Origin of the sequence: Paenarthrobacter sp. NEAU-H11 (assembly GCF_050573415.1) — a bacterium.
Lineage (GTDB): Bacteria > Actinomycetota > Actinomycetes > Actinomycetales > Micrococcaceae > Arthrobacter.
In genome coordinates this window covers 16,023-38,004 of the sequence record NZ_JBNZGA010000007.1, presented here as the reverse complement: position 1 = coordinate 38,004, position 21,982 = coordinate 16,023, and the positions used below count along the sequence as shown (strand labels likewise).

The window sequence follows — 21,982 nt, the reverse complement described above, 5'->3', positions numbered from 1 at the left end:
GGATTTAGAGGAGTCCTGCCGAGGTCATCAGGTCGGTGACCTTTTCGGAGTTGAGCTTGGCGGGATCGACGATGGGGGCCTGGAGCTCCGCGATCGGAACCAGCTTCTCGTTGGCCGGAACATCCGAGGCGATGGCGTACTCGAACGACGTGCCGTCCTTCAGGATTTCCTGGCCCTTCTTGCCGGTGATGAACTTCAGGAACGCCTGGGCGTCAGCAGCCTTCTTGGAGCTCTTCAGGACACCGCCGCCGGATACGGAGAGGAAGGCGCCCGGATCCTGGTTCTTGAAGTAGTACGGGCTGACGTTCTTGGAGTTCTCGCCCGTCTTGGCCTGGTCCCCGTAGTAGTAGTAGTGGTAGATCAGGGCGGCATCCACTTCACCGGCGTTGACGGCCTTCATGGCGGTGCTGTTGCCCTTGTAGGCCTTGAAGTTTTCCTTCATGCCCTTGAGCCACTCCTCCGTGGCGGCCTCTCCCTTGAGTTCCAGCAGCGCGGAAACGATGGCCTGGAAGTCGGCGCCGGACGGGGAAGCAGCCCATTTACCCTTCCACTCCGGCTTCGCCAGGTCCAGCATGGACTTGGGCAGCTTGTCTTCCGTGAGCTTGTTCTTGTCGTACACCAGGACGGTGGAGCGGGCAGCAATGCCGGTCCACTTGCCGGTGGAAGGACGGAACTCTGCCGGCACCTGCGCAGCGGTTGCCGCGTCCACGTCCGCGAACAGGCCGGCGTTCTCAACCTGGGTCATGGCGGGGGAGTTCTCCGTCAGGAAAACGTCGGCCGGGGAGGCGTCGCCTTCCTGGATGATCTGGTTGGACAGTTCGGTGTCCGATCCCTGGCGCATGGTGACCTTGATGCCGGTCTCCGCCGTGAAAGCGTCGATCCATTCCTTGGTCAGGCTTTCGTGCTGCGCGTTGTAGACGGTGATTCCGCCCGAGTCCCCGCCGGCGGCGGACGAGCCGGTGGCTGCCGGGGTGGAACCGCCGCCGCAGGCGGTCAGTCCGAGGGCTGCGGTGGCGGCGAGGGCGATGCCGGCCAAGGCGCTGTTGCGGATCTTCATTGAGGGGCTGCTTTCTGGGAAAAAGTCAACGGGACCGGAGTCCTCATGGGCCGGGGGATTCGGGAGGCCTACGTGAAAAAGCGTAGGTTAGCCATACCTAAGCCACCAAACCACAATGACCTTATGTGAGCAGGATCACAACAATTACGGAACTGTTGCGTGCCCTAATTGCCCGCGCTGTCCGGGAGGGTTGCTGCGGCCTCGAGGGCCATCCATGCCTGCAGCTGGGTGGAAAGTTCGACGGCGGTGCCCGCGGGGCAGGTTTCCCGTGCCGGCTTGGCGGCATGTACGGAGAAGATGCTTGCGCCGTTCCTTCCGGCGGCCGGGCCGGCTTCCGCGGGGCGCCGACCGGCCCAGAAGGCGCCTGCAGTGTGGGCCACCAGCGTGGCTGCGGTGCTGCGGGTCTGCGGGGACAGCCGGGCATCGGCGGCCGCCAGCGCCAGGTAGCGGCAGAGGATCCCGGTGAACAGGCCGCCGTCGCCCGTTCCTTCGCACCGCAGGACGCGGCCCTCGCCGGCGGTTGGGGCCGGTACCGTCAGCAGCTGGTCCACCGCCTCCACCACGACTGCTGCCCGGGCAAGGTTCGCCTCCCCGCCCTGTTCCAGGAGGGCGCCCAGGACGGGGCCCTGATTGTAGGTGTAGACCGCCCGTTCAAGCACCACTTCGCCCGCCGCATTCAGCCGCGCCCCGTCAAGGTACAGGCCCTGGTCCGGGTCGAAGAGGGTGGCCCCCAGCCAGTCCAGCAGCGCCTGTGCCTTCCCGGGGCTGCCCGTCCGGGCGAAGTAGAGGGCGACCGGCGCCGTGGCCGGGGTGTTCTTGAAATCCCGCGCCTTGCTCCAGAAAGCGCCGCCGCCCAGGTCGGCGGTACACGCGGCCTCGAACTGGAGGGTGAGGGACTTCCGGACGCGCGCGTTGCGCCCGCGCCCCGGCCTGCGGGTCTCCTCGGCCAGCTTGTCGAGCCGGTGGGTGGCAAGCGCCAGCCAGGCCATGTCGTCGTAATAGCTGTTGACGAACGTGAAGGCGTTCCGCAGCCGGATGCCGGTGACCAGGCGGGAGGCGAGCCGCCCGGCGCTGGGGTGTTCCGGGCCGTTGAACCGCGCGGCCGGGGTGGCGCCGTAGCCGAGTTCCCGCCGCCCTGCATCAACCAGGCAGTCAACGTAATGGGCCTGCCACCAGTAATGCCAGGGGCCCGGGAGTGCGCCCTTCGGATCCCTGCGCCAGGAAGGTGGGGGCCACTGCACGGCACCGAGATGGGTGCCCGGCAGGAACAGGAGCCTCCTGCCGAAGAGCGTGGTCACCGATCGTGCAGCTTCATTTGCCCTGCCGTGCCAGTGGGAAGGATCCTGGCGGTCAGGGGCGGGCTCCGGACGCGTCATGGATCCCACCCTAGCCCGCTTCCTCCAGCCGGCCAGGAAGGGCCCCGGTGATGCAGGCCTCGCGTATTTCAGTTAACATTCACTAACTAACCTCCGCGGCCGGCCTGCCGTGGGGGACGCGCATCAAGGAGGATGTATGGACGTCAACGGCACTGTGGCGCTGGTGGCCGGGGGTGCCTCCGGCCTGGGGGCGGCAACAGCCCGGCGCCTGTTCGACGACGGCGCTTCCGTGGTGCTGGTTGACCTCCCGTCGTCGGCAGGGGCTGCCCTCGCAGAAGAACTGAACGCGGCCGGCGCTCCAGGCAGGTCCGCCGTCTTTTCACCCGCGGACGTGACCAGCGAGTCCGAGGTCCAGGCCGCCGTCGCCGCCGCGGGCAGCCTTGGCCCGCTGCGGATCGTGGTGAACTGCGCCGGGATCGCCACCCCCGGAAAGGTCCTGGGCCGGGACGGCGTGCTTCCGCTCGAGGCCTTCAACCGGGTCATCCAGGTGAACCTCATCGGCACCTTCAACGTGCTGCGCCTCGCAGCGGCAGCGATGGCAGCCACCGAGCCGGCCACTACGGTGCTGGGCGGGCCCGAGCGCGGCGTGATCATCAACACCGCCTCGGTCGCGGCCTTCGAAGGCCAGATCGGCCAGCCGGCGTATGCGGCCTCCAAGGGCGCAGTGGCGGCCATGACGCTGCCAATCGCCCGGGAACTGGCCCGCTCGCTGGTCCGGGTGGTCACCATCGCGCCAGGCATTTTTGAGACGCCCATGATGGCCGGCCTGCCGCAGGAGGCGCAAGACTCCCTGGGCGCGCAGGTGCCGCATCCGTCACGGCTGGGCAGGCCCGGCGAGTACGCGAACCTGGTGGCGCACATCGTGGACAACGCCATGCTGAACGGGGAAACCATCCGCCTGGACGGCGCCATCCGGATGGGCCCGAAGTGAGCATGGAAACACAGCCCGAGCTGCCCTCAGCGGACTTCTTCGCCTTTGAATCCCTCCTGGGCCAAAAGGAACGGGACAAGCTCGCCGAACTGCGGGATTTCCTGGCCGCCGAGATTGCGCCGTACGCAGGGGACTGGTGGAACAAGGCCGAGTTCCCCGCGCACATCCTGCCCAAACTGGCTGCCCTTGAACTCAGCACGCCCGCCCAGCGCGGCTACAGCAACCTGTTCGCCGGCCTGGTCATCGCCGAGATGACGCGCGTGGACACCTCGATTGCCACTTTCTTCCTGGTCCACCACGATCTGTTTGTCCAGGCCCTGTACGACTTCGGGTCCGCGGACCAGAAGCAGCGGCTGCTGGCGGACGCCTCGGAATTGCGCATCACGGGTGCCTTCGCCCTGACTGAGCCCAACCACGGCTCGGACGTGGCGGGCGGCATGGAGACGCGGGCCAGGCGCATCTCCTCTGTGACAGGCGAGGCGGACGACGACGGTGATGCCTGGGTGCTGAACGGCGCCAAGCGGTGGATCGGCAACGGGACGTTCTGCGACTACATGCTCGTGTGGGCGCTGGATGAGGCGGACGGGTCGGTCCGCGGGTTCATCGTGGACGCCACGTTGCCGGGCGTCACGCGGACCCGGATCGAGAACAAGATTGCCCTGCGGACGGTGCAGAACGCGGACATCCTCCTGGCGGACGTCCGCGTGGCCGAGGCGGACCGGTTCGCGTCCGTCAGCAGCTTCGAGGACACCAAGGAGCTGCTGCGGGGCTCGCGGATCATGGTCGCCTGGCAGGCCGTGGGCCAGCAGCTGGCCGCCTTCGACGTCGCCCGGCAGTACGCCCTGGAGCGCAGGCAGTTCGGCCGCCCGCTGGCACAGTTCCAGCTGATCCAGCAGCAGCTCGTGACGATGCTCGGCAACGCCGTGGCGAGCATGGGCATGATGGCCGCCCTCGCGCGGCTGCAGGATGACGGCGCCGCGGACATGCCGCAGGTGGCGCTCGCGAAGTCATACCTGAGCGCGCGGATGAGGGAAACTGTGGCAATGGGCAGGTCCATCCTGGGCGGCAACGGCATTGTGACCGATTACCGCATGGCCAAGATCTTCTCCGACGCCGAGGCCATTTACACCTACGAAGGGTCCTTCGAGGTCAACACCCTGATTGCGGGCCGCGCCATCACCGGGGTTTCGGCCATCGCCTAATCCTCGCGGGTGTACGGAAGCTTCTCGCCTGCCTCGACGCGCACGTCCAGCGAATTGTTCCGCACCGGCATGGGGCACGTGCCGTACGGGGTGAAGGCGCTGGGATAGTTGATGGCGCGGTTGAAATCCAGCACCACGGTCGCATTTCCGGATGAATCCGTTCGGGGCCGCGGCAGGGACAGCTTGCGCCAGTCAGCTGTTTGTCCCGGCGGGGCGGCGCCGTTGGTTTCGTCATGGAAAGTGACGGACAGCGCCCCGAGTTTTTCCTCCTCCGCCTGCAGCCGGCACTCGTGGGCGCTGCCGACGCGGAACACCACTTCACCCACGGTGCGGTGGATGCCGTCCACCAGGGGGTTGGCCGTGGCGATCGGCACGTCCACGGGCCGGGAATAGGGTTCGAACCTGCCCGCCACCTCCCACTCCGGGTTGTAGTCGAACGTTGGCACGCCAGCGAATCCGGTGAGCACGGGGGAGGCCGAGTCCCGGGTCCGGATGGCATAGCGCCCGGCCCGCATGGCCAGTTCCACCACCACCTGGTCCCCGCCAGGTCCGCCGAACTGCACCCACATCAGCGACTCCTCATCGGCGAGGGCCGCGGAAATCGTCCCGGACACCGGTTCCCCTGACTCCACCAGGGACAGGCCGTCGGCGGGCACCGCGGTGAGTTCCGCGGTCGTACCGTCCGTCGACCAGAGCCCGGGAGCAAGTTCGACGGCGGCGGGGGAGTTCTCAAGCCACTGGAACGAGGTGAGGGTCAGCCAGCCGTGGCGGGCGGCTAGGGCTTTGTTGCGGTTGTCGCGGAAGCGCTGCCAGCGCTCCACCTTGGCTGCGGGGAGGGTGCCCATGGTTCCTTTCACACGGTCGGATTGCCATACCCTACAACCGCACCGCGCCGGCGTTCATTCCACTTTGATACGGTCCGCCCTGTTGAATAGGTGGCGTGGACATACTTGCTGGAGTAAGCACCGAATGGCTCAAGGCCCTGACCTGGATCACGGCAGTAACAGTCGGCGTGGCAATCCTCCTGTGGCGGCCGCGGCGGCCCGACCTGGCGGGTCTGGCAGCCCTGGTGGTGTTCATGGCAGCCAGTGCCGGTGCGGGGATCTACGTCCTGAACCACCTGGGCGACGGCCGCTGGGGCGGTGACCAGCAGTCAAAACTGAGCCCGCCTCCGCTCACTGACGCACCGATGGTGGGGCAGTTCCTGGAACCGCTGGAAGGGATGCTGGGCGGCGTTACCGACGGCATCAACGAGTTCGTGGACTTCCGGTCCGCGTTGCCGGTGGCGCTGGATTTCTTTGTTGCCGCGGGCTGGGCGCTCGCGCTGTCGGTGCCCCTGGCGCTGGTGGCCATGGTAGTCACCGCCAGGGCCGCCAAGCGGCTCAAGGCAGAATTCACAGGCTATATGTCTGAAGTTGAGCAACTCCGGAAGGAGCTCGAACTCGTCAAGCGGCACGTAGGTTACCAAGCGCACGACATTATCTGAGACGGATTCCCCTATGCCGCCGAAGTGCGGGTAGCATCTTTAGCTAGTTACGTGGCTCACAGTATCCAGCGCAGTGTACGAGCCAAGTCCGAACCCTCGAAAGATAGTTTCCATGGCTCACACTGCAACGAATCCCGAAACCGATCTTGCCTCCGAACTGAGGGCAGACGTCCGTCGCGTCTCCACCCTGCTGGGAGAATCGCTGGTCCGCCAGCACGGACCTGAGCTCCTTGACCTGGTGGAGCAGGTGCGCCTCCTCACCAAGGAGTCCAAGGAAGCGGCCCGCGGCGGTGCGGACGCCACCGGTCCCTGGAGTGCGCATGACGTCGTGGCCCAGGTCCGCGAGCTCCTGGGCTCCCTGCCCATCGGGCAGGCCACCGACCTGGTCCGCGCCTTCGCTTTCTACTTCCACCTCGCCAACGCCGCCGAACAGGTCCACCGGGTGCGGGGGCTGCGCACGCGCGCTGAAAAGGACGGCTGGCTGGCCAAGACGGTTGCCGACATCGCTGACCAGGCCGGACCGGCGGTGCTGCAGGAAGTGGTCAACGGGCTGGACGTCCGCCCCATCTTCACCGCCCACCCCACCGAAGCCTCGCGCCGGTCCGTGCTGGACAAGATCCGCAAGCTCTCCGACGTGCTGGCCCGGCCCACCGCAGAGGGCACCACTGCACGCCGGCGCCAGGACCGCCAGCTGGCCGAAATCATCGACCAGATGTGGCAGACGGACGAGCTCCGCCAGGTTCGGCCCACGCCGGTGGACGAGGCCCGCAACGCCATCTATTACTTGGGCAGCATCCTCACCGACGCAATGCCGGAGATGCTGAGCGAATTCTCCGACCTGCTGGGCGAGCACGGAGTAACCCTTGCATCCCAGGACGCCCCCATCCGCTTCGGCTCATGGATCGGCGGCGACCGGGACGGCAACCCCAACGTCACCGCCGCGGTCACCCGGGAGATCCTGCAGATCCAGAACCAGCATGCGGTCCGCATCAGCATCGGCATGATCGACGAACTGATCTCCATCCTTTCCAACTCCACCGCGCTCGCGGGGGCGGACCCGGAGTTGCTGGAATCCATCGAGGCCGACCTGCAGAAACTGCCCGGCCTGGATAAGCGGGTGCTGGAGCTCAACGCCCAGGAGCCCTACCGGCTGAAGCTGACCTGCATCAAGGCCAAGCTGATCAACACCGGCAAGCGGGTGGCGGCGGGCTCGCACCACGAACACGGCCGCGACTACAGCGGCACCGGCGAACTCCTGGCGGACCTGGAACTGGTGGAGCTCTCTCTCCGCAACCACTCGGCGTCGTTGGCTGCCGACGGCGCACTGGCCCGGGTGCGCCGCGCCATCGCCTCGTTCGGACTCCACCTGGCAACCCTGGACATCCGCGAGCACGCCGACCACCACCATGACGCCGTTGGCCAGCTGATGGACCGCCTGGGCGGACCCGGCCTGCGCTATGCGGAACTCAGCCGCGAGGAACGCTTTGAGGTGCTCGGTTCCGAGCTCGCCTCGCGCCGGCCGCTGTCCGGGCACCCGATCAAGCTCGACGGCGCCGCTGACGGCACGTACGACGTCTTCCGTGAGATCCGCCGCGCCCTGCGCACGTACGGCCCGGACGTCATCGAGACCTACATCATCTCCATGACCCGCGGCGCCGACGACGTCCTGGCCGCGGCCGTCCTGGCCCGTGAGGCCGGCCTGGTGAACCTCTTTGGCGAGAAGCCCTACGCCAGGCTCGGGTTCGCGCCCCTGCTGGAGACCGTTGAGGAGCTGCGGGCCTCCGCGGAGATCGTTGACCAGCTGCTGTCCGATCCCTCCTACCGCGAACTGGTGCGCCTGCGCGGGGACGTCCAGGAAGTCATGCTTGGCTACTCGGACTCCAACAAGGAATCCGGCGTGATGACCAGCCAGTGGGAAATCCACAAGACCCAGCGGAAGCTGCGGGACGTCGCCGCCAAGCACGGCGTGCGCGTGCGCCTGTTCCATGGCCGCGGCGGGTCGGTGGGCCGCGGCGGCGGACCCACGTACGATGCCATCCTGGCGCAGCCCAACGGCGTGCTCGAAGGCGAGATCAAGTTCACGGAACAGGGCGAGGTCATCTCGGACAAATACTCCCTGCCCGAGCTCGCCCGCGAAAACCTTGAGCTGTCCCTGGCCGCCGTGCTGCAGGGCTCGGCCCTGCACAAGGACCCGCGCACCTCCGCCGACCAGCGGGAACGCTACGGGCACGTCATGGAGACCATCTCCGACGCCGCTTTCGACCGCTACCGGAACCTGATCGACAACCCCGACCTTCCGGCCTACTTCATGGCCTCCACCCCGGTGGAGCAACTGGGCTCGCTGAACATCGGCTCCCGCCCGTCCAAGCGGCCGGATTCCGGAGCGGGCCTCGGCGGGCTGCGTGCCATCCCTTGGGTGTTCGGCTGGACGCAGTCCCGCCAGATCGTCCCCGGCTGGTTCGGCGTGGGCTCCGGCCTCAAGGCGGCCCGCGAGGCCGGCAACGCGGCGCAGCTCGTGGAAATGTGGGAGAACTGGCATTTCTTCCGGTCCGTGCTCTCCAACGTGGAGATGACCCTCGCCAAGACGGACCTGGACATCGCCGGCTACTACGTCTCCACCCTCGTCCCCGAGGAACTGCATCACATCTTCCGGTCCATCCGGGAGGAGTATGAGCTGACAGTATCCGAGGTGCAGAAGCTGACAGGCGAGAACCTGCTCCTGGATGCCCAGCCCACGCTCAAGCGTTCACTCGAAATCCGGGACCAATACCTGGATCCCATCAGCTACCTGCAGGTGGAGCTCCTGCGCCGCGTCCGGGCTGAAGCGGCTGAAGCCGCTGATGGCATCAGCGGCGCCGAAATTGACGAACGCCTCCAGCGCGCCATGCTGATCACCGTCAACGGCGTGGCAGCCGGGCTCCGGAACACGGGCTAGGCGTTCTGGCGTTGCGCCATCACTCTTGGTTGCTCCCGTGCCGGGAAGCAACTAAAAGTGATAGCGCATCCGTAAGTGGCCGCTGCTGCCCCTACAGGCAGCGGACCTTCGGGTTGTAGGTTGCCAGCACACCGTCCGGGTTACCCTGCCAGAGGTAGGCGTGGAGGTCGTAGTGGATCGGCATGCCAGGGGCGTGGCCCAGCATGGGGCCGTCAAAGTCCTTGCCAAACATGGAGGGCCGGTCGCTGTCGGTTCCCAGGTCTTGGTCCTCGTCCACCTTGAACCATTCTGCGGCCACCAGCCTGAGTTGGCCCGCGCTGTTGGCTGCGTACGTCAGTGCGTCCGGGGTCAGCGGGTCCATCTGGCCGAACTGGCTGAAGTTGACGTAGTGGAAGCCCATGCCTGGAACACATTCACCCACTGCCTCGTACCCGGCCATTACGGCTGCGTCAACGTTGCGGTACTGGACCGTGGCTTGGCGAACCGCCGCCAGGTCGCTCTGGCCCGAGCCTGCTGAAGCGGCACTGATGCCCAAAACCGAGGCCAGGAGGACCGCAAATGTGGTGGCAAAGGCGCGAAGGATATTCCGTCTCATGTTCCGTCTTCTTTTCTCGTTGTTGATACTGAAGATGAGACCGCGGGGCTAGTGTAGCCCCGCCGTACCGGAGACCGCCATGGGTGATTTGGATCCACTGCCGGACGGGCTTTTCGCAGGCTATTGATTAGGGTTGAAGGCATGCCCTCCTTCCAGACCCGCCTGAAGATCACCGGACTTCGGCCGGGTAACCCGCCTGAAGCCGTGATGGACGCTGCGGTGGAAGCGCTGGGAACCCGCCACCATGTGGAGTCGAACCAGCTGCAGATTGCCGGCGGGGTGCCGCAGCTGAACCTGCGGTTCCTCGTGGAGGCCACCGAGTACAGCGGTGAGAACAAGCAGGCGCGGGAATCGGCAGCCATCATGCGGGACGCCGTCGAACGCGTTGCCCTCACCGGTTCGCTCACGGTGCTGCGCCGCAACCGCGGCCGCTGGGCTCCCGTGTAGGACCCGCTGCCACTGGGCCCGGAGTCGTCCAGCGCTCAGCCCAGAGGGCCCGGTTCCTCCACTGGTGACCGGCTGCCGCGCCGCCGGGTCACGATCACGCCGACGGCGGCGCCCACCACCAGGCCGAGCGCCACTCCAATCAGCGAGCTGGCCCAAAACGGCAGCTTGGTTGCCGAGCCCGTGAAGTAGCCCAGGCCCACCAGCCAGCATGCCCACAGCACTGCCCCGATGCCCGCGCACAGGCTGAATCCCGGCGCGGAGACGTTGGCTATGCCGGCAGCGGCCGAGGTGGCCAGCCGGCCGCCCGGGATAAACCTGGCACCGATGATGGTCCCGTAGGTGGACGAACGGCCGGCTTTGGCGATGGCTTCGTGGATGCCCTGGTGGACCCGCCGGCCCCACTTCCACCGGTCCAGCACGTGGCTCAGCCGCCGCCGGAAGAGCTGGAAAACCACCATGTCGCCGATCCAGGAGGCCACGGCCGAGAGTATTACCACCAGGAAGACGTTGGCGCGTCCGTCCGCGGACAGGGCGCCGGCGGTTATCACCACCATTTCGGAGGGAACGGGCGGGAAGATGGCATCACCGAGAACCACGGGGATGATCCAAAAGTAGATCGCCGTCCCCCAGCTCTCAGCGCTGCCGAAGTCCATGGCCCAACTGCCGGCCGGCCAGGAAGTACCAGTACGGCCAGGCGATCCAGGCGGCTGCTCCCGCCGCGACGCCGACACCGCCAACCCCGTAGCGGATCCAGCGGGGAAGCTGCTCCACTGCGGTGAGGGCGGCCACGGGCAGCGCCACCAGCAGCGAACCTCCAATGGCATGCCCCAGTCTGGCGAGCTTCCGCGGGTACCCGCCGGAGGCCAGGAGCTCCCGGTGTGCCAGCAGGAACCAGCCCGCCTGGACGGTCATCGCCGCGACCGAAATGGCGGTGGAGCTCTTGAAATCGAGCTGCCTGGAAACCAGCAGGAACGAGCTTGCGGATCCGGCCGCGCAGGAAGCAATGACCACCCACTTGCCGGCGTCGGAGGCGCCCGTCCGGGGCAGCCGGCGGTGGACCTGGAGGATTACGGGGATGGCCGCCAGGTTGAACACGGCGCCCGTTGCGTCATTGATGGTGCCGAAGACATAGGGTCCGTTGCGGGGGACTTCCACGGCAAACATGGCGCCCAGGGTGGCCACTCCCACCGCGCCCAGCCCGGCTGCTGCGTAGGCAAAACGGGCGGCTGTCCGATCGCCGGGTATTTCGATGAGCGCGTCCATTGTGCTTCCTTGCCTTGGCCCAGGTATCCCTCAGGATAGTCCCGTCGGCACCCGCCATCCAGAGGACGCAGCGGCCAGGCGCGGCCGGTCAGCTGCGGGCGGGGCCGGCAGTGCTGAGTTCAAGCCGGCTGCGGTACTCCACGGGCACTCCCGCGATGGGGTCAACAAACCGGATGCCGCGGGCCAGCAGCTGGAGCGGCCGGCTGTAGTCGTCCGGTGCCTTGTCCAGCAGCTCCGGATAGAACGCGTCGTTAATGATGCCCAGGCCGAGTGAAGCCATGTGCACCCGCAGCTGGTGGGTCTTTCCGGTATGCGGCTCCAGCCGGTACCGCGCGAGGCGCCGGGGACCGCCCGATGCCGCGGCCGTGGCGCCGGAGGCACCCGGGGAAGCGCCGGCGTCGAACGTTTCCAGCCGCTCGATCCGGGTTTCCGCGTTGGGTTCACCGTCCACCACTTCGGCGAGCAGGTAGCTGCGGGACTTGGTCATCCGGTTACGGACCACCACGGGAAATTCGACGGCGGCATGGCCGGGGGCAGGGTGGGCGGCGGCCACGCACTCGTACTCCTTCTGCACCTGGCGCTTCTCGAAGAGCACCTGGTACTTGCCGCGGGTCTGCGGATTGGTGGAGAACAGCAGTACCCCGGCGGTCATGCGGTCAAGCCGGTGCATGGGAATCAGGTCCGGCAGTTCCAGCTGGTTGCGCAGGCGCACCAGCGCCGACTCCTGGATGTAGGTGCCGCCCGGGGTGGTGGGCAGGAAATGCGGCTTGTCCACCACCAGCAGGTGCTCGTCCTGGTGGAGGATGCGGATGTCCACCGGGATCCGCGTCTCCGGCGGCAGGCTGCGGTAGTACCAGATGAAGGTGTGATCCTGGAGGGGAGTAGCCCGGTCCAGCGGCACCCCGCCCTCGCCAACGATCTCGCCGGCGTCGAACCTGTCCTCGATGCCCTGCGGATCGATATGCCCCCAGCGGTGCATCATGTAGTCCATTGCGGTGTCCCACGGGCCCTCTTCCGGCAGGCGCAGGCGGGTGGCGTTCACGCCGTCGCGCACGGGGAGGGGGGATTGCATCACCGGTCCATTCTACCGGCGCGCGATCCTGCCCGTTCGGCGAACTAAAACCGACGACAAAAAAGTTCTTGACAATAAAAATTGTCGGTGACGATACTGGAAGCATGTTGGAGATAGCGGTTATTGAGGACCCGGCGGCGGCCGAGGCGTCACTCGATCCGATCCGTACCCGGATCCTTCGGGAGCTGGTCCAGCCGGCATCGGCCACCCGGCTCGCGGTCAGGCTGGCGCTGCCGAGGCAGAAGGTCAACTACCATCTGAAGGCCCTGGAGAAGCACGGGCTGGTGGAGCTGGTGGAGGAGCGGCGCAAGGGCAACGTGACCGAGCGCGTCGTCCAGGCCACGGCCTCGTCCTACCTGATCTCGCCCCAGGCGCTGGCCTCGATCTCACCGGATCCGGGCCGCTTTTCCAGCCATTTCTCGGCGTTCTGGCTGCTGGCGCTTGCAGGCCGGATGGTGCAGGAGCTCGGCAAGCTGATTGCCGGCGCGGCCGCGGCCCGCCAGGAGCTGGCCACGTTCGCGGTGGACGGCGAAGTCACCTTCCGCACCGCGGCCGACCGCGCTGCTTTCGCCGAGGAGCTCGGCGTGGCAGTCACCCGGCTGGTGGACAAATACCACGACGGCGACGCTCCCCGCGGGCGGCGGCACCGCCTCGTGGTGGCCCTTCATCCCGTCCTCAAGCCGCTCAAGGAAACAACGGAAACCCCCTCAGGCAAGGAGCAGGACAATGACTGACAACCGCAACTTCGAAATCGTCTGCGACACCGAGCTTCCGGGCACGCCGGAGCGCGTGTGGGAGGCTGTGACCACTGGAACGCCCGCGTGGATGTTCCCCACGGACCAGTGGCCGGACGTCAAGACCGTCAAGGAATACCCGACGCACCTCGTGTCCAGGATGGAGGGGCCCGACGGCTGGTTCAACCAGCTGGAGCACGTCCTGGAACCGCTTGACGGCGGTGGCGCCCGCCTCCACTACGTCCACAGCGGGATCTTTGCGGACAACTGGGACGAACAGTACGACGGCGCCTCCCGCCACACCGAGTTCTACCTCCACACCTTGGGCCAGTACCTGCAGTACTTCGACGGCCGGCCCGTGGTATTCACGGACATCCAGGCGCCGGCGGCGTCCCAGTCACCAGACGGCTTTGCCCGGCTGCGCGGCGCGCTGGGCGTGGCGTCCGCGGAGCAGGGTTCCCGCCTGGACGTGGAGCTCGACGGCGTGGGGAGGCTTTCAGGGGAAGTGGACTTCTCCAATGAGCACTTCCTTGGCCTGCGGACATCCGAGGCCATGTACCGCTTCTTCGGCCGCAACGCGTGGGGCGCACCCGTCGGGATGACCGTCCATGATTTCAGCGGTGCAGGGGATTCCGAAGCCACCGCCAGGGCATGGGGCAACTTCCTGGCGAAGGTGTACGCGTAGGGCTGCCGCCGGGACGCGCACCGCTGGCGACAGCCGAGGGTCAGGCAATGGCCACGGCCGGGGCGTTCCTGAGGGTGCGCCGGAGCTGCGGGGCGGCATCCAGCCGGTCCTGCGCTGAACGCAGGGCCAGGACTGCGGTCTCCAGCTTCTCCGGCGGCAGGGTAAAGGGCACCCGGAGGTAGCGTTCGAAGGCGCCGCCAACCCCGAAGCGCGGCCCTGCCGCCAGTCGGATTCCAAAGTCGGGGGCTATGACTGTCAGCGCAGTGCTGATGGGGGCCGGCAGCCTGCACCACGCCGAGAGGCCGCCGGCAGGGTACGCCACCTCCCATTCGGGCAAGTGGCCGGCGAGGAGTTCCAGGAGCGCGGCCCGGCTGTCCCGGAGCGCGGCTAGACGGGCCGGCAGGGGCTCGTCCAAGGCCCTGACCAGGTGGGCGGCGGCCAGTTGCTCCATCAGGGGTCCGCCCAGATCCAGCGAGGTCCGCGCTGCCGCAAAGCGCTGGACCAGGTCCGGAGTAGCCCGGATCCAGCCTGTGCGGAGGCCGCCCCAATGGGATTTGCTGAGCGAGCCGATGGTTACCACTGCCGGGCTGAAAGCCGCGACGGGAGTGGTCCCGGCGCCGTCAAGGTTCAGCTCCCGGAGGGTCTCATCCACCACCAGGACGGTGCCGGCGGCCGCGGCCGCGCGGACCAGCCGGCGGCGCTGGAGGTCCGGCATCAGTTGGCCCGTTGGATTGTGGAAGTCCGGAACCACGTACGCCAGCTTGGGCCGCTGCTGCTGCAGTGCCGCCTGGATGCTGTCCATGTCCCACCCCGGCCGGCCCCCGGAGAATGCCACCGGAACGGGGCGGCACCCGGCCGCCCGGATGGCATCGAGGGCGTTCGGGTAGCTGGGGTGCTCCACCAGCACCCGTTCCTGCCGGCCGGCAAGGGCGCGAAGGACGATGTTGAGGGCATGCTGCGCGCCCGACGTCACCAAGATCTGGTCCGCGGTTGTGGGCGCTCCGGCCGCGGTGTAGCGCGCCGCCACTGCCTCCCGCAGGGGGAGCAGGCCGATGGCGTCGTAGCCGAAGCCGGGGAGCAGGGCCGGGAGCTCGGTGAGGGCCGCCGCGAACGCGCGGTGCACCACCTCTCCGCTGGCGGGAAGCGAGGCATAGGCGAGGTCGATCAGTCCTTCCGGGGCAGCCAGTCCGGGGGCGGTGAGCGCCGGGTCCTTGCGCGCCGGGCCTGTGAACACCGTGGTGCCTGCCGGGGTCACCGGCGGGATCCGTGTCCGGCTCCTGCTGCCTTGGCCGCCGGTAAGGAAACCTTGGTCACGGAGCAGGCCGTAGGCGGCAGTCACCGTGGTCCGGCTGACGCCCAGGATGTCGGACAGCGCCCGCTCGCTGGGCAGGGCCGTGTCCAGGGCCACCCGCCCGTCGAGCACCAGCAGGCGTACGACGTCGGCCAGCTCGCGGTAAGCGGCCGCGGCACCAACGTTCCACTCGCCCAAGAGACGGGCAAGGCCGGCGGCGGTGAGGGATGACATCAGGCCAGTATTTCAGACTGGCTATGTAAATCAAGGCCAGTTTTCTGACAGGGTGGTGTGTATGTTGACCCGCAGACTTCTTCAGCTCTTTACCGGCCTTGCCATGTACGGCATCTCCCTCGCTATGTTCATCCACGCCGGGCTGGGCCTGGACCCGTGGGATGTCTTTCACCAGGGTGTCGCCGGCAGGACCGGGCTCAGCATCGGTGTGGTGGTCATCATCGTCAGTTTCCTGGTGCTGCTGCTGTGGATTCCGTTGCGGCAGTGGCCGGGGTTCGGAACCCTCTGCAACGCCGTCCTGGTTGGCTTGTTCGCGGACATCGGTCTCGCCCTGATTCCCGCGTTCTCCCACCTGGGCGGACAGGTGGGCCTGCTTGCCGGCGCGGTGCTGCTGAACGGCATCGCTTCGGCCTGCTACATCGGCGCCCGTTTCGGTCCCGGCGCACGGGACGGACTGATGACCGGGCTGGCGAGGCGTACTGGCTGGTCTGTCCGGGTGTCCCGCACGCTGATCGAAGTTGTTGTCCTCGCCGTCGGCTGGTTCCTTGGTGGCTCCGTGGGAGTGGGGACTGTTGTGTACGCCCTTGCCATCGGCCCCCTGGTCCAGCTCCTGCTGCCGGTCTTCATGGTGCCCGCTGCACACGCCGACGCTGGAAGCGGCGGCGACTCCCGAAGCGCAGCCCCGGAGCCGCTTGCCAGCACCAACTGAGGCGGCAGGCGGGGGCGGGGAATCCTAGGCCAACAGGGGCTGGCATGTGGGGCAGAAGTAGATGTCCCGTTCCTCGTCGCCGTTCAGCTTGCCCAGCACCCCGCGCCGGATGGGTGTTCCGCACTTGAGGCAGGCCTGGTGTTCCCTGCGGTACACCCAGTAGCCGGGCCGCCCCGCCATCCTGCCCACCGGAAGGCCCCTGGCGTTGAGGATGGTGACCCGGCGGCCGGGGCCCAGGTTGACTTCCAGGAGCTGCTTCGCGTCGGTCATGAGGGTCCGCAGGTCCGCCACCGAGGACACCGGCGAGGCGGGGTGCACCCCGGAGAGGAAGCACGCCTCGCACCGGTAGATGTTGCCGATCCCGGCAAGGTTCCGCTGGTCCAGGAGGGCCACGCCCACGGGGACGTCCGGGGCGGAGCGGATCCGCCGTTCTGCTTCGTCCGGGTCCCAGTCCGGGCCCAGCAGGTCCGGGCCCAGGAATCCCACGATGGAATCCTCGCTTGCGGTGGCCACCACTTCCACGATGCCCAGCGAGAATCCGACGGCGTCCGCAGCCGCGGTCCGCAGCACGCAACGGGCCGTGTAGCCTGGTTTCCGCCACTTCCCCCCGGGCGGGTAGACCTGCCAGGCCCCTTCCATCTTCAGGTGGGAATGGATGGTGAGCCTCTTGTCGTCCGGTCCCACCACGCGCATCAGCAGGTGCTTGCCGCGCGCGACTACCTCGGCCACGGTCCAGCCGGCAAGGTTCAGCGTGGCGAAGCGCGGAACGCGGAAATCGGAGCCAAGCAGTGTCTGGCCTGCCAGTGCCTGGTGCAGCTGGTTGGCTGCACGCCAGACGGAGTCGCCCTCAGGCACGGATCCTCAGTCCCTTCGGGGTGGAGTAGGCGCCGGCGGAGCTGAGGGCTGCAGCCACCGGGGTGTCCAGGATGCCGTGGCCGTTGACCTTCTCCATGATGAGTTTGTCCACGGCCCCGCGGTTCACCACGCCCACCAGGGCTGCGCCTGCCGCCGCCAGCACGGCATCATCGCCGCTGAAAGCCAGCAGGGTCTTCCCGCCCCTCTCCACGTACAGGACCAGCGCCCCATCCACCAGCACCACCAGGGCGCCGGCTTTCCGCCCCGGACGGTGCCCGGTGCCGGCGTCGTCCTGGAGGGCGGGCCAGGGGAGGGCTGCACCGTACGGGTTGGCCGGGTCCGTGGCGGCCAGGGCAAGGGCAACCGGCTCGGGCTTGGCGAGCTGGCTGTCCTCTGAGTACGAGCGCAGCCGGTCAACAGTGGCCGGAACGGCGAATTGGGCCGCGCCCAGGTGCTCAATGAAGTAGCCGCGGCGGCAGCGCCCTGCCTCCTCCAGCCTGGCCAGGACTTTGTACATCAGGCCGAAGCCGCCCAGGATCTGTTCCGCCATCACGGATCCCCTGGTGACCACCCCGTAGCGGTCCAGCAGGAGTTCGGCAGTGGCGCGGGCGTGGATGGTGGCGTCCAGTTCCGGCTGCGGAAGGGCGGACCAGCGGCCGGCAGCCATCGGGGGAGTTGCGGCCGCCCCGGCCAAGGCGCCATAACGACCGCCCGCCAGTCCCGGCGAGCCCACGAGCCCGCTTCCGTGGGAACGGCCCAGCCTGCTGAGCCGCGGAGCCCTGGCCCGCGGTGCCCGCGCCACCTGCCGATGCGCTGTATGTCCACCGGCAATCAGGGCGCGGACCGGGGCGAAGGTGTCCCCGGTGATCCGGCCTGCCCAGGCCAGGTCCCAGAGCGCCGCGACCACTTCCTGGTCGCTGAGCACGGAGTCCATGCCGCCGGCGACGTCCGTCAGTTGCCGGAAGAAGTAGCCGCCGCCGTTGTTCCGCAGGTGGTTCAGCAGCCGCTGCTGGGCATCACCGGGTTCGTACTCGACTGCGGGGTTCAGGGTCAGTTCCGCGGAGTCGGCGAGGTGAAGGCTGATCCAGCCGTCATTCCCGGGCAGGGCGCCTGCGCCGGACCAAAGGATTTCCCCGGCGGCCATGAGCTCGTCCAGCATGGCCGGCTGGTAGTTGGACACCCTGCTGGCGAGGATGAGCGGCTCCCACGCGGATGCCGGAACAGGAATTCCGGAGAGCTGGTCAACGGCCGTGATGATGCCGTCCAGGCCCCGCAGCGAGGGCTGGCCGCGGCCGCCGCCTGGCGTGCGGACATGCTGCCAGGCGGGGAGGAAGCGCCCGTAGGCTGCCGCGTCCACTGGTTCCACTTCCGCGCGGAGGGCCGCCAGCGAACGACGGCGGAGCTTCCGCAGGACCTCGGCGTCGCACCATTCGCTGACGGCAGCATGGAGGGGCACGTGCGGCGAGGGGCCGTCTCCTGCCGGCTGGGGGCCCGGTTCCACCACACCAGGTTCCACACCATCGGCGGGAGCGGCTTCGCCGCCGACCCCGACGTCCCGGGGGGCTTCCGGCTGTGCGGCATGCGGCCGGAACTCGCCCTCCACCACGCGCCCGTCCGCGGCCAGGCGCTTCAAGGCCGTGCTGACGACTGCCACACCCAGGCCCAGCCGCGCTGCGGCCTCGGCGGCGGTGAAGGGTCCATGCGTGCGGGCGTAGCGCGAAACAAGGTCGCCGAGGGGGTCCGCCACGGGCTCGATGAAGGCGAGCGGGACGCCCATGGGCAGCGGAACGCCAATGGCGTCGCGGAGCCGCGCGGCGTCTTCAACGGCGGCAAAGCGTTCCACGCCGCCGATGTTTACCTTGATGGCGCGGTTGGCCCGCTGCAGGGCGGTGAGGTGGGCAGCGGCTTCTGCGGGTTGGGCGTGCGCGGTGTTGGTGGGCTCTGTGTTGGTGGGCTCTGCGTGGATGGGCTCCGTGTGGGTGCGCCCGGTTTCGGCAGGATCAACCACGCCGGCAGGCTCAACCACCGGTGCAGATTCCACCGCCGCGGCCGGTTCCAGCCGGGCGGCTACTTCCTCCGGTGCCAGGGGGCCAAGGAGCCGCAGCAGGTCGGCGACGCCCTCCATTCCCCGCACCCGCCGGTCCTGGGCCAGCCGCTGGAGCTCGCGCTCGGTGGCCTCGATGACCTTGGGATCCAGCAGTTCGCGCAGTTCCACCCGCCCCAGCAGCTCGTTGAGGAGCGTGGAGTCGAGGGCGAGTGCGGCAGCCCGGCGCTCAGCCAGCGGGGAGTCGCCCTCGTAGAGGAACTGTGCCACGTACCCGAACAGGAGGGACTTGGCGAACGGCGAGGGCTGGGAGGTGGTGGTTTGGACAATCCTCAGCTCGCGCCGCTCCACCGACGCCGCGATGTCCTTCAAAGCGGGAAGGTCGTAAACGTCCTGCAGGCATTCACGGACGGTTTCCAGCACGATGGGGAAAGTCGGGTACTTCCGTGCAACATCGAGCAGCTGCGCGGAGCGCTGCCGCTGCTGCCACAGTGGCTGCCGCTTGCCGGGAGTCTGCCGCGGCAGCAACAGGGCACGGGCAGCACACTCCCGGAACCGCGACGCGAAGAGCGCGCTGCCGCCCACCTCGGCGGTGACGATCTGTTCCAGCTCCTCGGGGTCGAACAGGAACAGCTCCGCTCCCGGCGGCTCATCCTCCATCATGGGCACCCGAAGCACGATCCCGTCGTCGGCGGCCATGGCGGAGCCGTCCATCCCATAGCGCTGGTGGAGCCGCTGCCCGACGGCGAGGGCCCAGGGCGCGTGCACGGGCATGCCGAAGGGGCTGTGCAGGATCACCCGCCAGTCGCCCAGCTCGTCGTGGAACCGCTCCACCACCAGCGTGGTGTCGTTCGGTACAACCTCGGTGGCCAGTTTCTGCTCTTTGAGGTATTGGATCAGGTTGTTTGCCGCGAAGGCATCCAGGCCGCTTGCCTCGCAGCGCTCGGTGGCAGGGCCGACGTCGGAGGCTGACAGTTCGCGGACGAACGCGCCGAGGGCGCGCCCCAGGTCCACGGGCCGGCCCAGGGAATCGCCCTTCCAGAAGGGAAGCTTGCCCGGCTGGCCAAAGGCCGGGGAGACAAGCACTCGGTCGTGCGTGATGTCCTCGATTTTCCAGCTCGTCGCGCCCAGGGCAAAGACGTCCCCCACCCGGGACTCGTACACCATTTCCTCGTCCAGCTCGCCGACGCGCCGTCCTCCCTTTGGCGCGGGCGCCGGCTTGCCGTCAGCGGAAGGGGATGCGGCACCTTCCACTTCGGTGCCGATGATGTACACGCCGAAGAGGCCACGGTCCGGGATGGTTCCGCCGGAGGTCACGGCCAGGCGCTGAGCCCCCGGCCTGCCCTCGATGGTGCCTTCGTTGCGGTCCCAGATGATCCTGGGACGAAGCTCGGCGAATTCGTCCGACGGGTAGCGGCCGGCCAGCAGGTCAAGGGTGGCTTCGAAGGCGGAGCGGGGGAGGGACGCGAAAGGGGCGGAGCGCCGCACGGTGGCGAACCATTCCTCAACGTCGATGCTGCCGAGGGCGGCGGCAGCGACGGTCTGCTGGGCCAGGATGTCCAGGGGATTGGCGGGGATGCTGAGGCGCTCGATCTTGCCTGCCAGCATCCGCTCCACGGTGATGGCTGTGTGGACGAGGTCGGCACGGTGCTTTGGGAAGAGGACACCCTGGGAGACTTCGCCCACCTGGTGGCCGGCGCGGCCCACCCGCTGCAGGCCGCTGGCAACGGACGGCGGCGATTCCACCTGCACCACCAGGTCCACGGCACCCATGTCGATGCCCAGTTCCAGGGACGAGGTGGCCACCACGCACCGCAGCCGCCCGGACTTCAGGTCGTCCTCAATGAGCGCACGCTGGTCCTTGGAAACCGAGCCGTGGTGCGCGCGCGCCAGCACCGGATCCGCGCCCGCCGAGCTTCCCGCCTGCGCCATCATGTGCGCGGGCGTGGCCGTGGAGGCGGGAATCCCTGACGCCGGTTGGGAGCCCGGATCATCCCAGCCGCCGCCCACGGCCACCAGCTGCCGCTCAGCGTAAATCTCGTTGAGCCGTGCCGTGAGCCGCTCGGACAGCCGGCGGGAGTTGGCAAAGACGATCGTGGACTGGTTGGCGAGTACCAGGTCCACGATCTTTTCTTCCACATGCGGCCAGATGGATGCCTGCGGCTGCAGTCCGGAGGCCGGGCCCGAGTCAAAGGCGCCGGCAGCGCCCTGGAGGTCGGACATGTCCTCCACGGGAACGGAGACTGTGAGGTCCCAGTTCTTCTTGGCGGGCGGGGCCACGATTTCCACCGGTGCCGACCCTGCGAGGAACTGCGCCACGAGCTCCTTGGGTTCCACCGTGGCGGACAGGCCGATGCGCTGCGCCGGCTTGGGCAGCAAGGCATCCAGCCGTTCGAGTGAGACGGCCAGGTGGGCGCCGCGTTTAGTCCCGGCCACCGCGTGGACTTCATCGATGATGACGGTGTCCACTTCGGCCAGCGTTTCCCGTGCCCTGGAGGTCAGCATCAGGAACAGCGATTCCGGGGTGGTGATGAGGATGTCCGGCGGGCTGGTCAGCAGCGTCCGGCGGTCCGCGGCAGTAGTATCCCCCGAGCGCACGCCCACGGTGGTCAGCGGTGCCGGCAGGCCGAGCCGCTTGGCGGTCTGGGTGATGCCGATCAGCGGCGAGCGGAGGTTCCGTTCGACGTCCACGCCAAGGGCTTTCAGCGGCGAGATGTAGAGGACTCGGGTCTTGCGCTTGGGGGCCCGTATCCGCTTGCCTTTGGCGGGGGCCTTTTCGCCCGTGGCAGCGGCAGCGCCGGATGCGGCGGCATGGCGCTCGGCAGCCTCCGTTTCTTCGGTGGAGGCGATGAGCAGCCGGTCCAGCGCCCAGAGGAAAGCGGCAAGGGTCTTACCCGAACCGGTAGGAGCCACCACCAGGGCGTGCGAACCTGAGGAAATCGCCCGCCACGCGCCCTCCTGTGCGGGCGTCGGCCCTGGGAAGGCGCCGAGGAACCAGTCCCTGGTGGGCCGGCTGAACTGTGCCATGGCGGCGGCGCCGCCGGCATTCCCGCCGGCAGTCCCGCC

The 21,982-nt window shown here is 68.1% G+C and carries 18 protein-coding genes; 8 read left to right on the top strand and 10 right to left on the bottom strand.

Going from position 1 to position 21,982, the window contains the following annotated elements:
- Nucleotides 1-4: 4 nt before the first annotated feature.
- On the bottom strand, nt 5-1,057 hold the full coding sequence (locus tag ACQ3DC_RS10560) for an iron ABC transporter substrate-binding protein (protein ID WP_421093759.1): 1,053 nt from the start codon (nt 1,055-1,057) through the stop codon (nt 5-7).
- A gap of 164 nt (nt 1,058-1,221) precedes the next feature.
- Entirely contained in the window at nt 1,222-2,433 is a 1,212-nt protein-coding gene (locus tag ACQ3DC_RS10555) for a glycoside hydrolase family 76 protein (protein ID WP_430752190.1), read from the bottom strand.
- Between the two features lie 136 nt (nt 2,434-2,569).
- On the opposite strand from ACQ3DC_RS10555, the gene ACQ3DC_RS10550 reads away from it, so the two are divergent.
- On the top strand, nt 2,570-3,364 hold the full coding sequence (locus tag ACQ3DC_RS10550) for an SDR family NAD(P)-dependent oxidoreductase (protein ID WP_323057687.1): 795 nt from the start codon (nt 2,570-2,572) through the stop codon (nt 3,362-3,364).
- Between the two features lie 2 nt (nt 3,365-3,366).
- Nucleotides 3,367-4,566 (top strand): acyl-CoA dehydrogenase family protein, encoded by a 1,200-nt coding sequence (locus ACQ3DC_RS10545; RefSeq protein ID WP_321215296.1) that lies wholly within the window; start codon nt 3,367-3,369, stop codon nt 4,564-4,566.
- Here the strand turns inward: ACQ3DC_RS10545 and ACQ3DC_RS10540 are convergent.
- Entirely contained in the window at nt 4,563-5,411 is an 849-nt protein-coding gene (locus ACQ3DC_RS10540; protein WP_421093761.1) for a DUF1684 domain-containing protein, read from the bottom strand. The genes ACQ3DC_RS10545 and ACQ3DC_RS10540 overlap by 4 nt on opposite strands.
- 95 nt (nt 5,412-5,506) lie before the next feature.
- On the opposite strand from ACQ3DC_RS10540, the gene ACQ3DC_RS10535 reads away from it, so the two are divergent.
- On the top strand, nt 5,507-6,052 hold the full coding sequence (locus ACQ3DC_RS10535) for a hypothetical protein (RefSeq protein ID WP_430752189.1): 546 nt from the start codon (nt 5,507-5,509) through the stop codon (nt 6,050-6,052).
- A gap of 112 nt (nt 6,053-6,164) precedes the next feature.
- Entirely contained in the window at nt 6,165-8,987 is a 2,823-nt protein-coding gene (gene ppc / locus ACQ3DC_RS10530) for a phosphoenolpyruvate carboxylase (RefSeq protein WP_321215299.1), read from the top strand.
- A gap of 91 nt (nt 8,988-9,078) precedes the next feature.
- On the opposite strand, the gene ACQ3DC_RS10525 is transcribed toward ppc, so the two are convergent.
- A complete protein-coding gene (locus tag ACQ3DC_RS10525; protein ID WP_157239237.1) occupies nt 9,079-9,582 on the bottom strand; it encodes a hypothetical protein in 504 nt (167 codons plus the stop codon).
- Nucleotides 9,583-9,723: 141 nt separating this feature from the next.
- On the opposite strand from ACQ3DC_RS10525, the gene ACQ3DC_RS10520 reads away from it, so the two are divergent.
- Nucleotides 9,724-10,029: a hypothetical protein gene (locus ACQ3DC_RS10520; protein ID WP_430752188.1), complete on the top strand. Its 306-nt coding sequence runs from the start codon at nt 9,724-9,726 to the stop codon at nt 10,027-10,029.
- Between the two features lie 35 nt (nt 10,030-10,064).
- Here the strand turns inward: ACQ3DC_RS10520 and ACQ3DC_RS10515 are convergent, their stop codons facing one another.
- The 3 genes from ACQ3DC_RS10515 to ACQ3DC_RS10505 form a co-directional block, all read right to left on the bottom strand.
- Nucleotides 10,065-10,682 (bottom strand): DedA family protein, encoded by a 618-nt coding sequence (locus ACQ3DC_RS10515; RefSeq protein WP_157239233.1) that lies wholly within the window; start codon nt 10,680-10,682, stop codon nt 10,065-10,067.
- Nucleotides 10,663-11,292: a hypothetical protein gene (locus ACQ3DC_RS10510; RefSeq protein ID WP_430752187.1), complete on the bottom strand. Its 630-nt coding sequence runs from the start codon at nt 11,290-11,292 to the stop codon at nt 10,663-10,665. Before ACQ3DC_RS10510 ends, ACQ3DC_RS10515 begins: the two co-directional genes overlap by 20 nt.
- Nucleotides 11,293-11,380: 88 nt before the next feature.
- Nucleotides 11,381-12,364: an RluA family pseudouridine synthase gene (locus tag ACQ3DC_RS10505; protein WP_430752268.1), complete on the bottom strand. Its 984-nt coding sequence runs from the start codon at nt 12,362-12,364 to the stop codon at nt 11,381-11,383.
- 104 nt (nt 12,365-12,468) lie between these two features.
- Between ACQ3DC_RS10505 and ACQ3DC_RS10500 the strand changes: the two genes are divergently transcribed.
- Nucleotides 12,469-13,098, top strand: a complete 630-nt coding sequence (locus ACQ3DC_RS10500; RefSeq protein ID WP_157239229.1) for a winged helix-turn-helix domain-containing protein — start codon at nt 12,469-12,471, stop codon at nt 13,096-13,098.
- Entirely contained in the window at nt 13,091-13,783 is a 693-nt protein-coding gene (locus tag ACQ3DC_RS10495; protein WP_157239227.1) for an SRPBCC family protein, read from the top strand. The genes ACQ3DC_RS10500 and ACQ3DC_RS10495 overlap by 8 nt, the downstream gene beginning before the upstream one ends.
- Before the next feature lie 40 nt (nt 13,784-13,823).
- Here the strand turns inward: ACQ3DC_RS10495 and ACQ3DC_RS10490 are convergent, their stop codons facing one another.
- A complete protein-coding gene (locus tag ACQ3DC_RS10490) occupies nt 13,824-15,308 on the bottom strand; it encodes a PLP-dependent aminotransferase family protein (protein WP_430752186.1) in 1,485 nt (494 codons plus the stop codon).
- 61 nt (nt 15,309-15,369) lie between these two features.
- On the opposite strand from ACQ3DC_RS10490, the gene ACQ3DC_RS10485 reads away from it, so the two are divergent.
- Nucleotides 15,370-16,017 carry a YczE/YyaS/YitT family protein gene (locus ACQ3DC_RS10485; protein WP_430752185.1) on the top strand — a complete coding sequence of 216 codons (648 nt, stop codon included), beginning with the start codon at nt 15,370-15,372 and terminating at the stop codon, nt 16,015-16,017.
- Nucleotides 16,018-16,041: 24 nt separating this feature from the next.
- Here the strand turns inward: ACQ3DC_RS10485 and ACQ3DC_RS10480 are convergent, their stop codons facing one another.
- Both ACQ3DC_RS10480 and ACQ3DC_RS10475 read right to left on the bottom strand, forming a co-directional pair.
- Nucleotides 16,042-16,872 (bottom strand): Fpg/Nei family DNA glycosylase, encoded by an 831-nt coding sequence (locus tag ACQ3DC_RS10480; protein ID WP_430752184.1) that lies wholly within the window; start codon nt 16,870-16,872, stop codon nt 16,042-16,044.
- Nucleotides 16,865-21,943 carry a DNA glycosylase AlkZ-like family protein gene (locus ACQ3DC_RS10475; RefSeq protein WP_430752267.1) on the bottom strand — a complete coding sequence of 1,693 codons (5,079 nt, stop codon included), beginning with the start codon at nt 21,941-21,943 and terminating at the stop codon, nt 16,865-16,867. Before ACQ3DC_RS10475 ends, ACQ3DC_RS10480 begins: the two co-directional genes overlap by 8 nt.
- Nucleotides 21,944-21,982 lie beyond the last annotated feature (39 nt).

What these genes read in the sequence shown, in the direction of transcription:
- ACQ3DC_RS10560 (WP_421093759.1), bottom strand. Translation starts at nt 1,057, where the DNA reads ATGAAGATCCGCAACAGCGCCTTGGCCGGCATCGCCCTCGCCGCCACC.
- ACQ3DC_RS10555 (WP_430752190.1), bottom strand. Translation starts at nt 2,433, where the DNA reads ATGACGCGTCCGGAGCCCGCCCCTGACCGCCAGGATCCTTCCCACTGG.
- ACQ3DC_RS10550 (WP_323057687.1), top strand. Translation starts at nt 2,570, where the DNA reads ATGGACGTCAACGGCACTGTGGCGCTGGTGGCCGGGGGTGCCTCCGGC.
- ACQ3DC_RS10545 (WP_321215296.1), top strand. Translation starts at nt 3,367, where the DNA reads ATGGAAACACAGCCCGAGCTGCCCTCAGCGGACTTCTTCGCCTTTGAA.
- ACQ3DC_RS10540 (WP_421093761.1), bottom strand. Translation starts at nt 5,411, where the DNA reads ATGGGCACCCTCCCCGCAGCCAAGGTGGAGCGCTGGCAGCGCTTCCGC.
- ppc (WP_321215299.1), top strand. Translation starts at nt 6,165, where the DNA reads ATGGCTCACACTGCAACGAATCCCGAAACCGATCTTGCCTCCGAACTG.
- ACQ3DC_RS10525 (WP_157239237.1), bottom strand. Translation starts at nt 9,582, where the DNA reads ATGAGACGGAATATCCTTCGCGCCTTTGCCACCACATTTGCGGTCCTC.
- ACQ3DC_RS10520 (WP_430752188.1), top strand. Translation starts at nt 9,724, where the DNA reads ATGCCCTCCTTCCAGACCCGCCTGAAGATCACCGGACTTCGGCCGGGT.
- ACQ3DC_RS10515 (WP_157239233.1), bottom strand. Translation starts at nt 10,682, where the DNA reads ATGGACTTCGGCAGCGCTGAGAGCTGGGGGACGGCGATCTACTTTTGG.
- ACQ3DC_RS10510 (WP_430752187.1), bottom strand. Translation starts at nt 11,292, where the DNA reads ATGGACGCGCTCATCGAAATACCCGGCGATCGGACAGCCGCCCGTTTT.
- ACQ3DC_RS10505 (WP_430752268.1), bottom strand. Translation starts at nt 12,364, where the DNA reads ATGCAATCCCCCCTCCCCGTGCGCGACGGCGTGAACGCCACCCGCCTG.
- ACQ3DC_RS10500 (WP_157239229.1), top strand. Translation starts at nt 12,469, where the DNA reads ATGTTGGAGATAGCGGTTATTGAGGACCCGGCGGCGGCCGAGGCGTCA.
- ACQ3DC_RS10495 (WP_157239227.1), top strand. Translation starts at nt 13,091, where the DNA reads ATGACTGACAACCGCAACTTCGAAATCGTCTGCGACACCGAGCTTCCG.
- ACQ3DC_RS10490 (WP_430752186.1), bottom strand. Translation starts at nt 15,308, where the DNA reads ATGTCATCCCTCACCGCCGCCGGCCTTGCCCGTCTCTTGGGCGAGTGG.
- ACQ3DC_RS10485 (WP_430752185.1), top strand. Translation starts at nt 15,370, where the DNA reads ATGTTGACCCGCAGACTTCTTCAGCTCTTTACCGGCCTTGCCATGTAC.
- ACQ3DC_RS10475 (WP_430752267.1), bottom strand. Translation starts at nt 21,943, where the DNA reads ATGGCACAGTTCAGCCGGCCCACCAGGGACTGGTTCCTCGGCGCCTTC.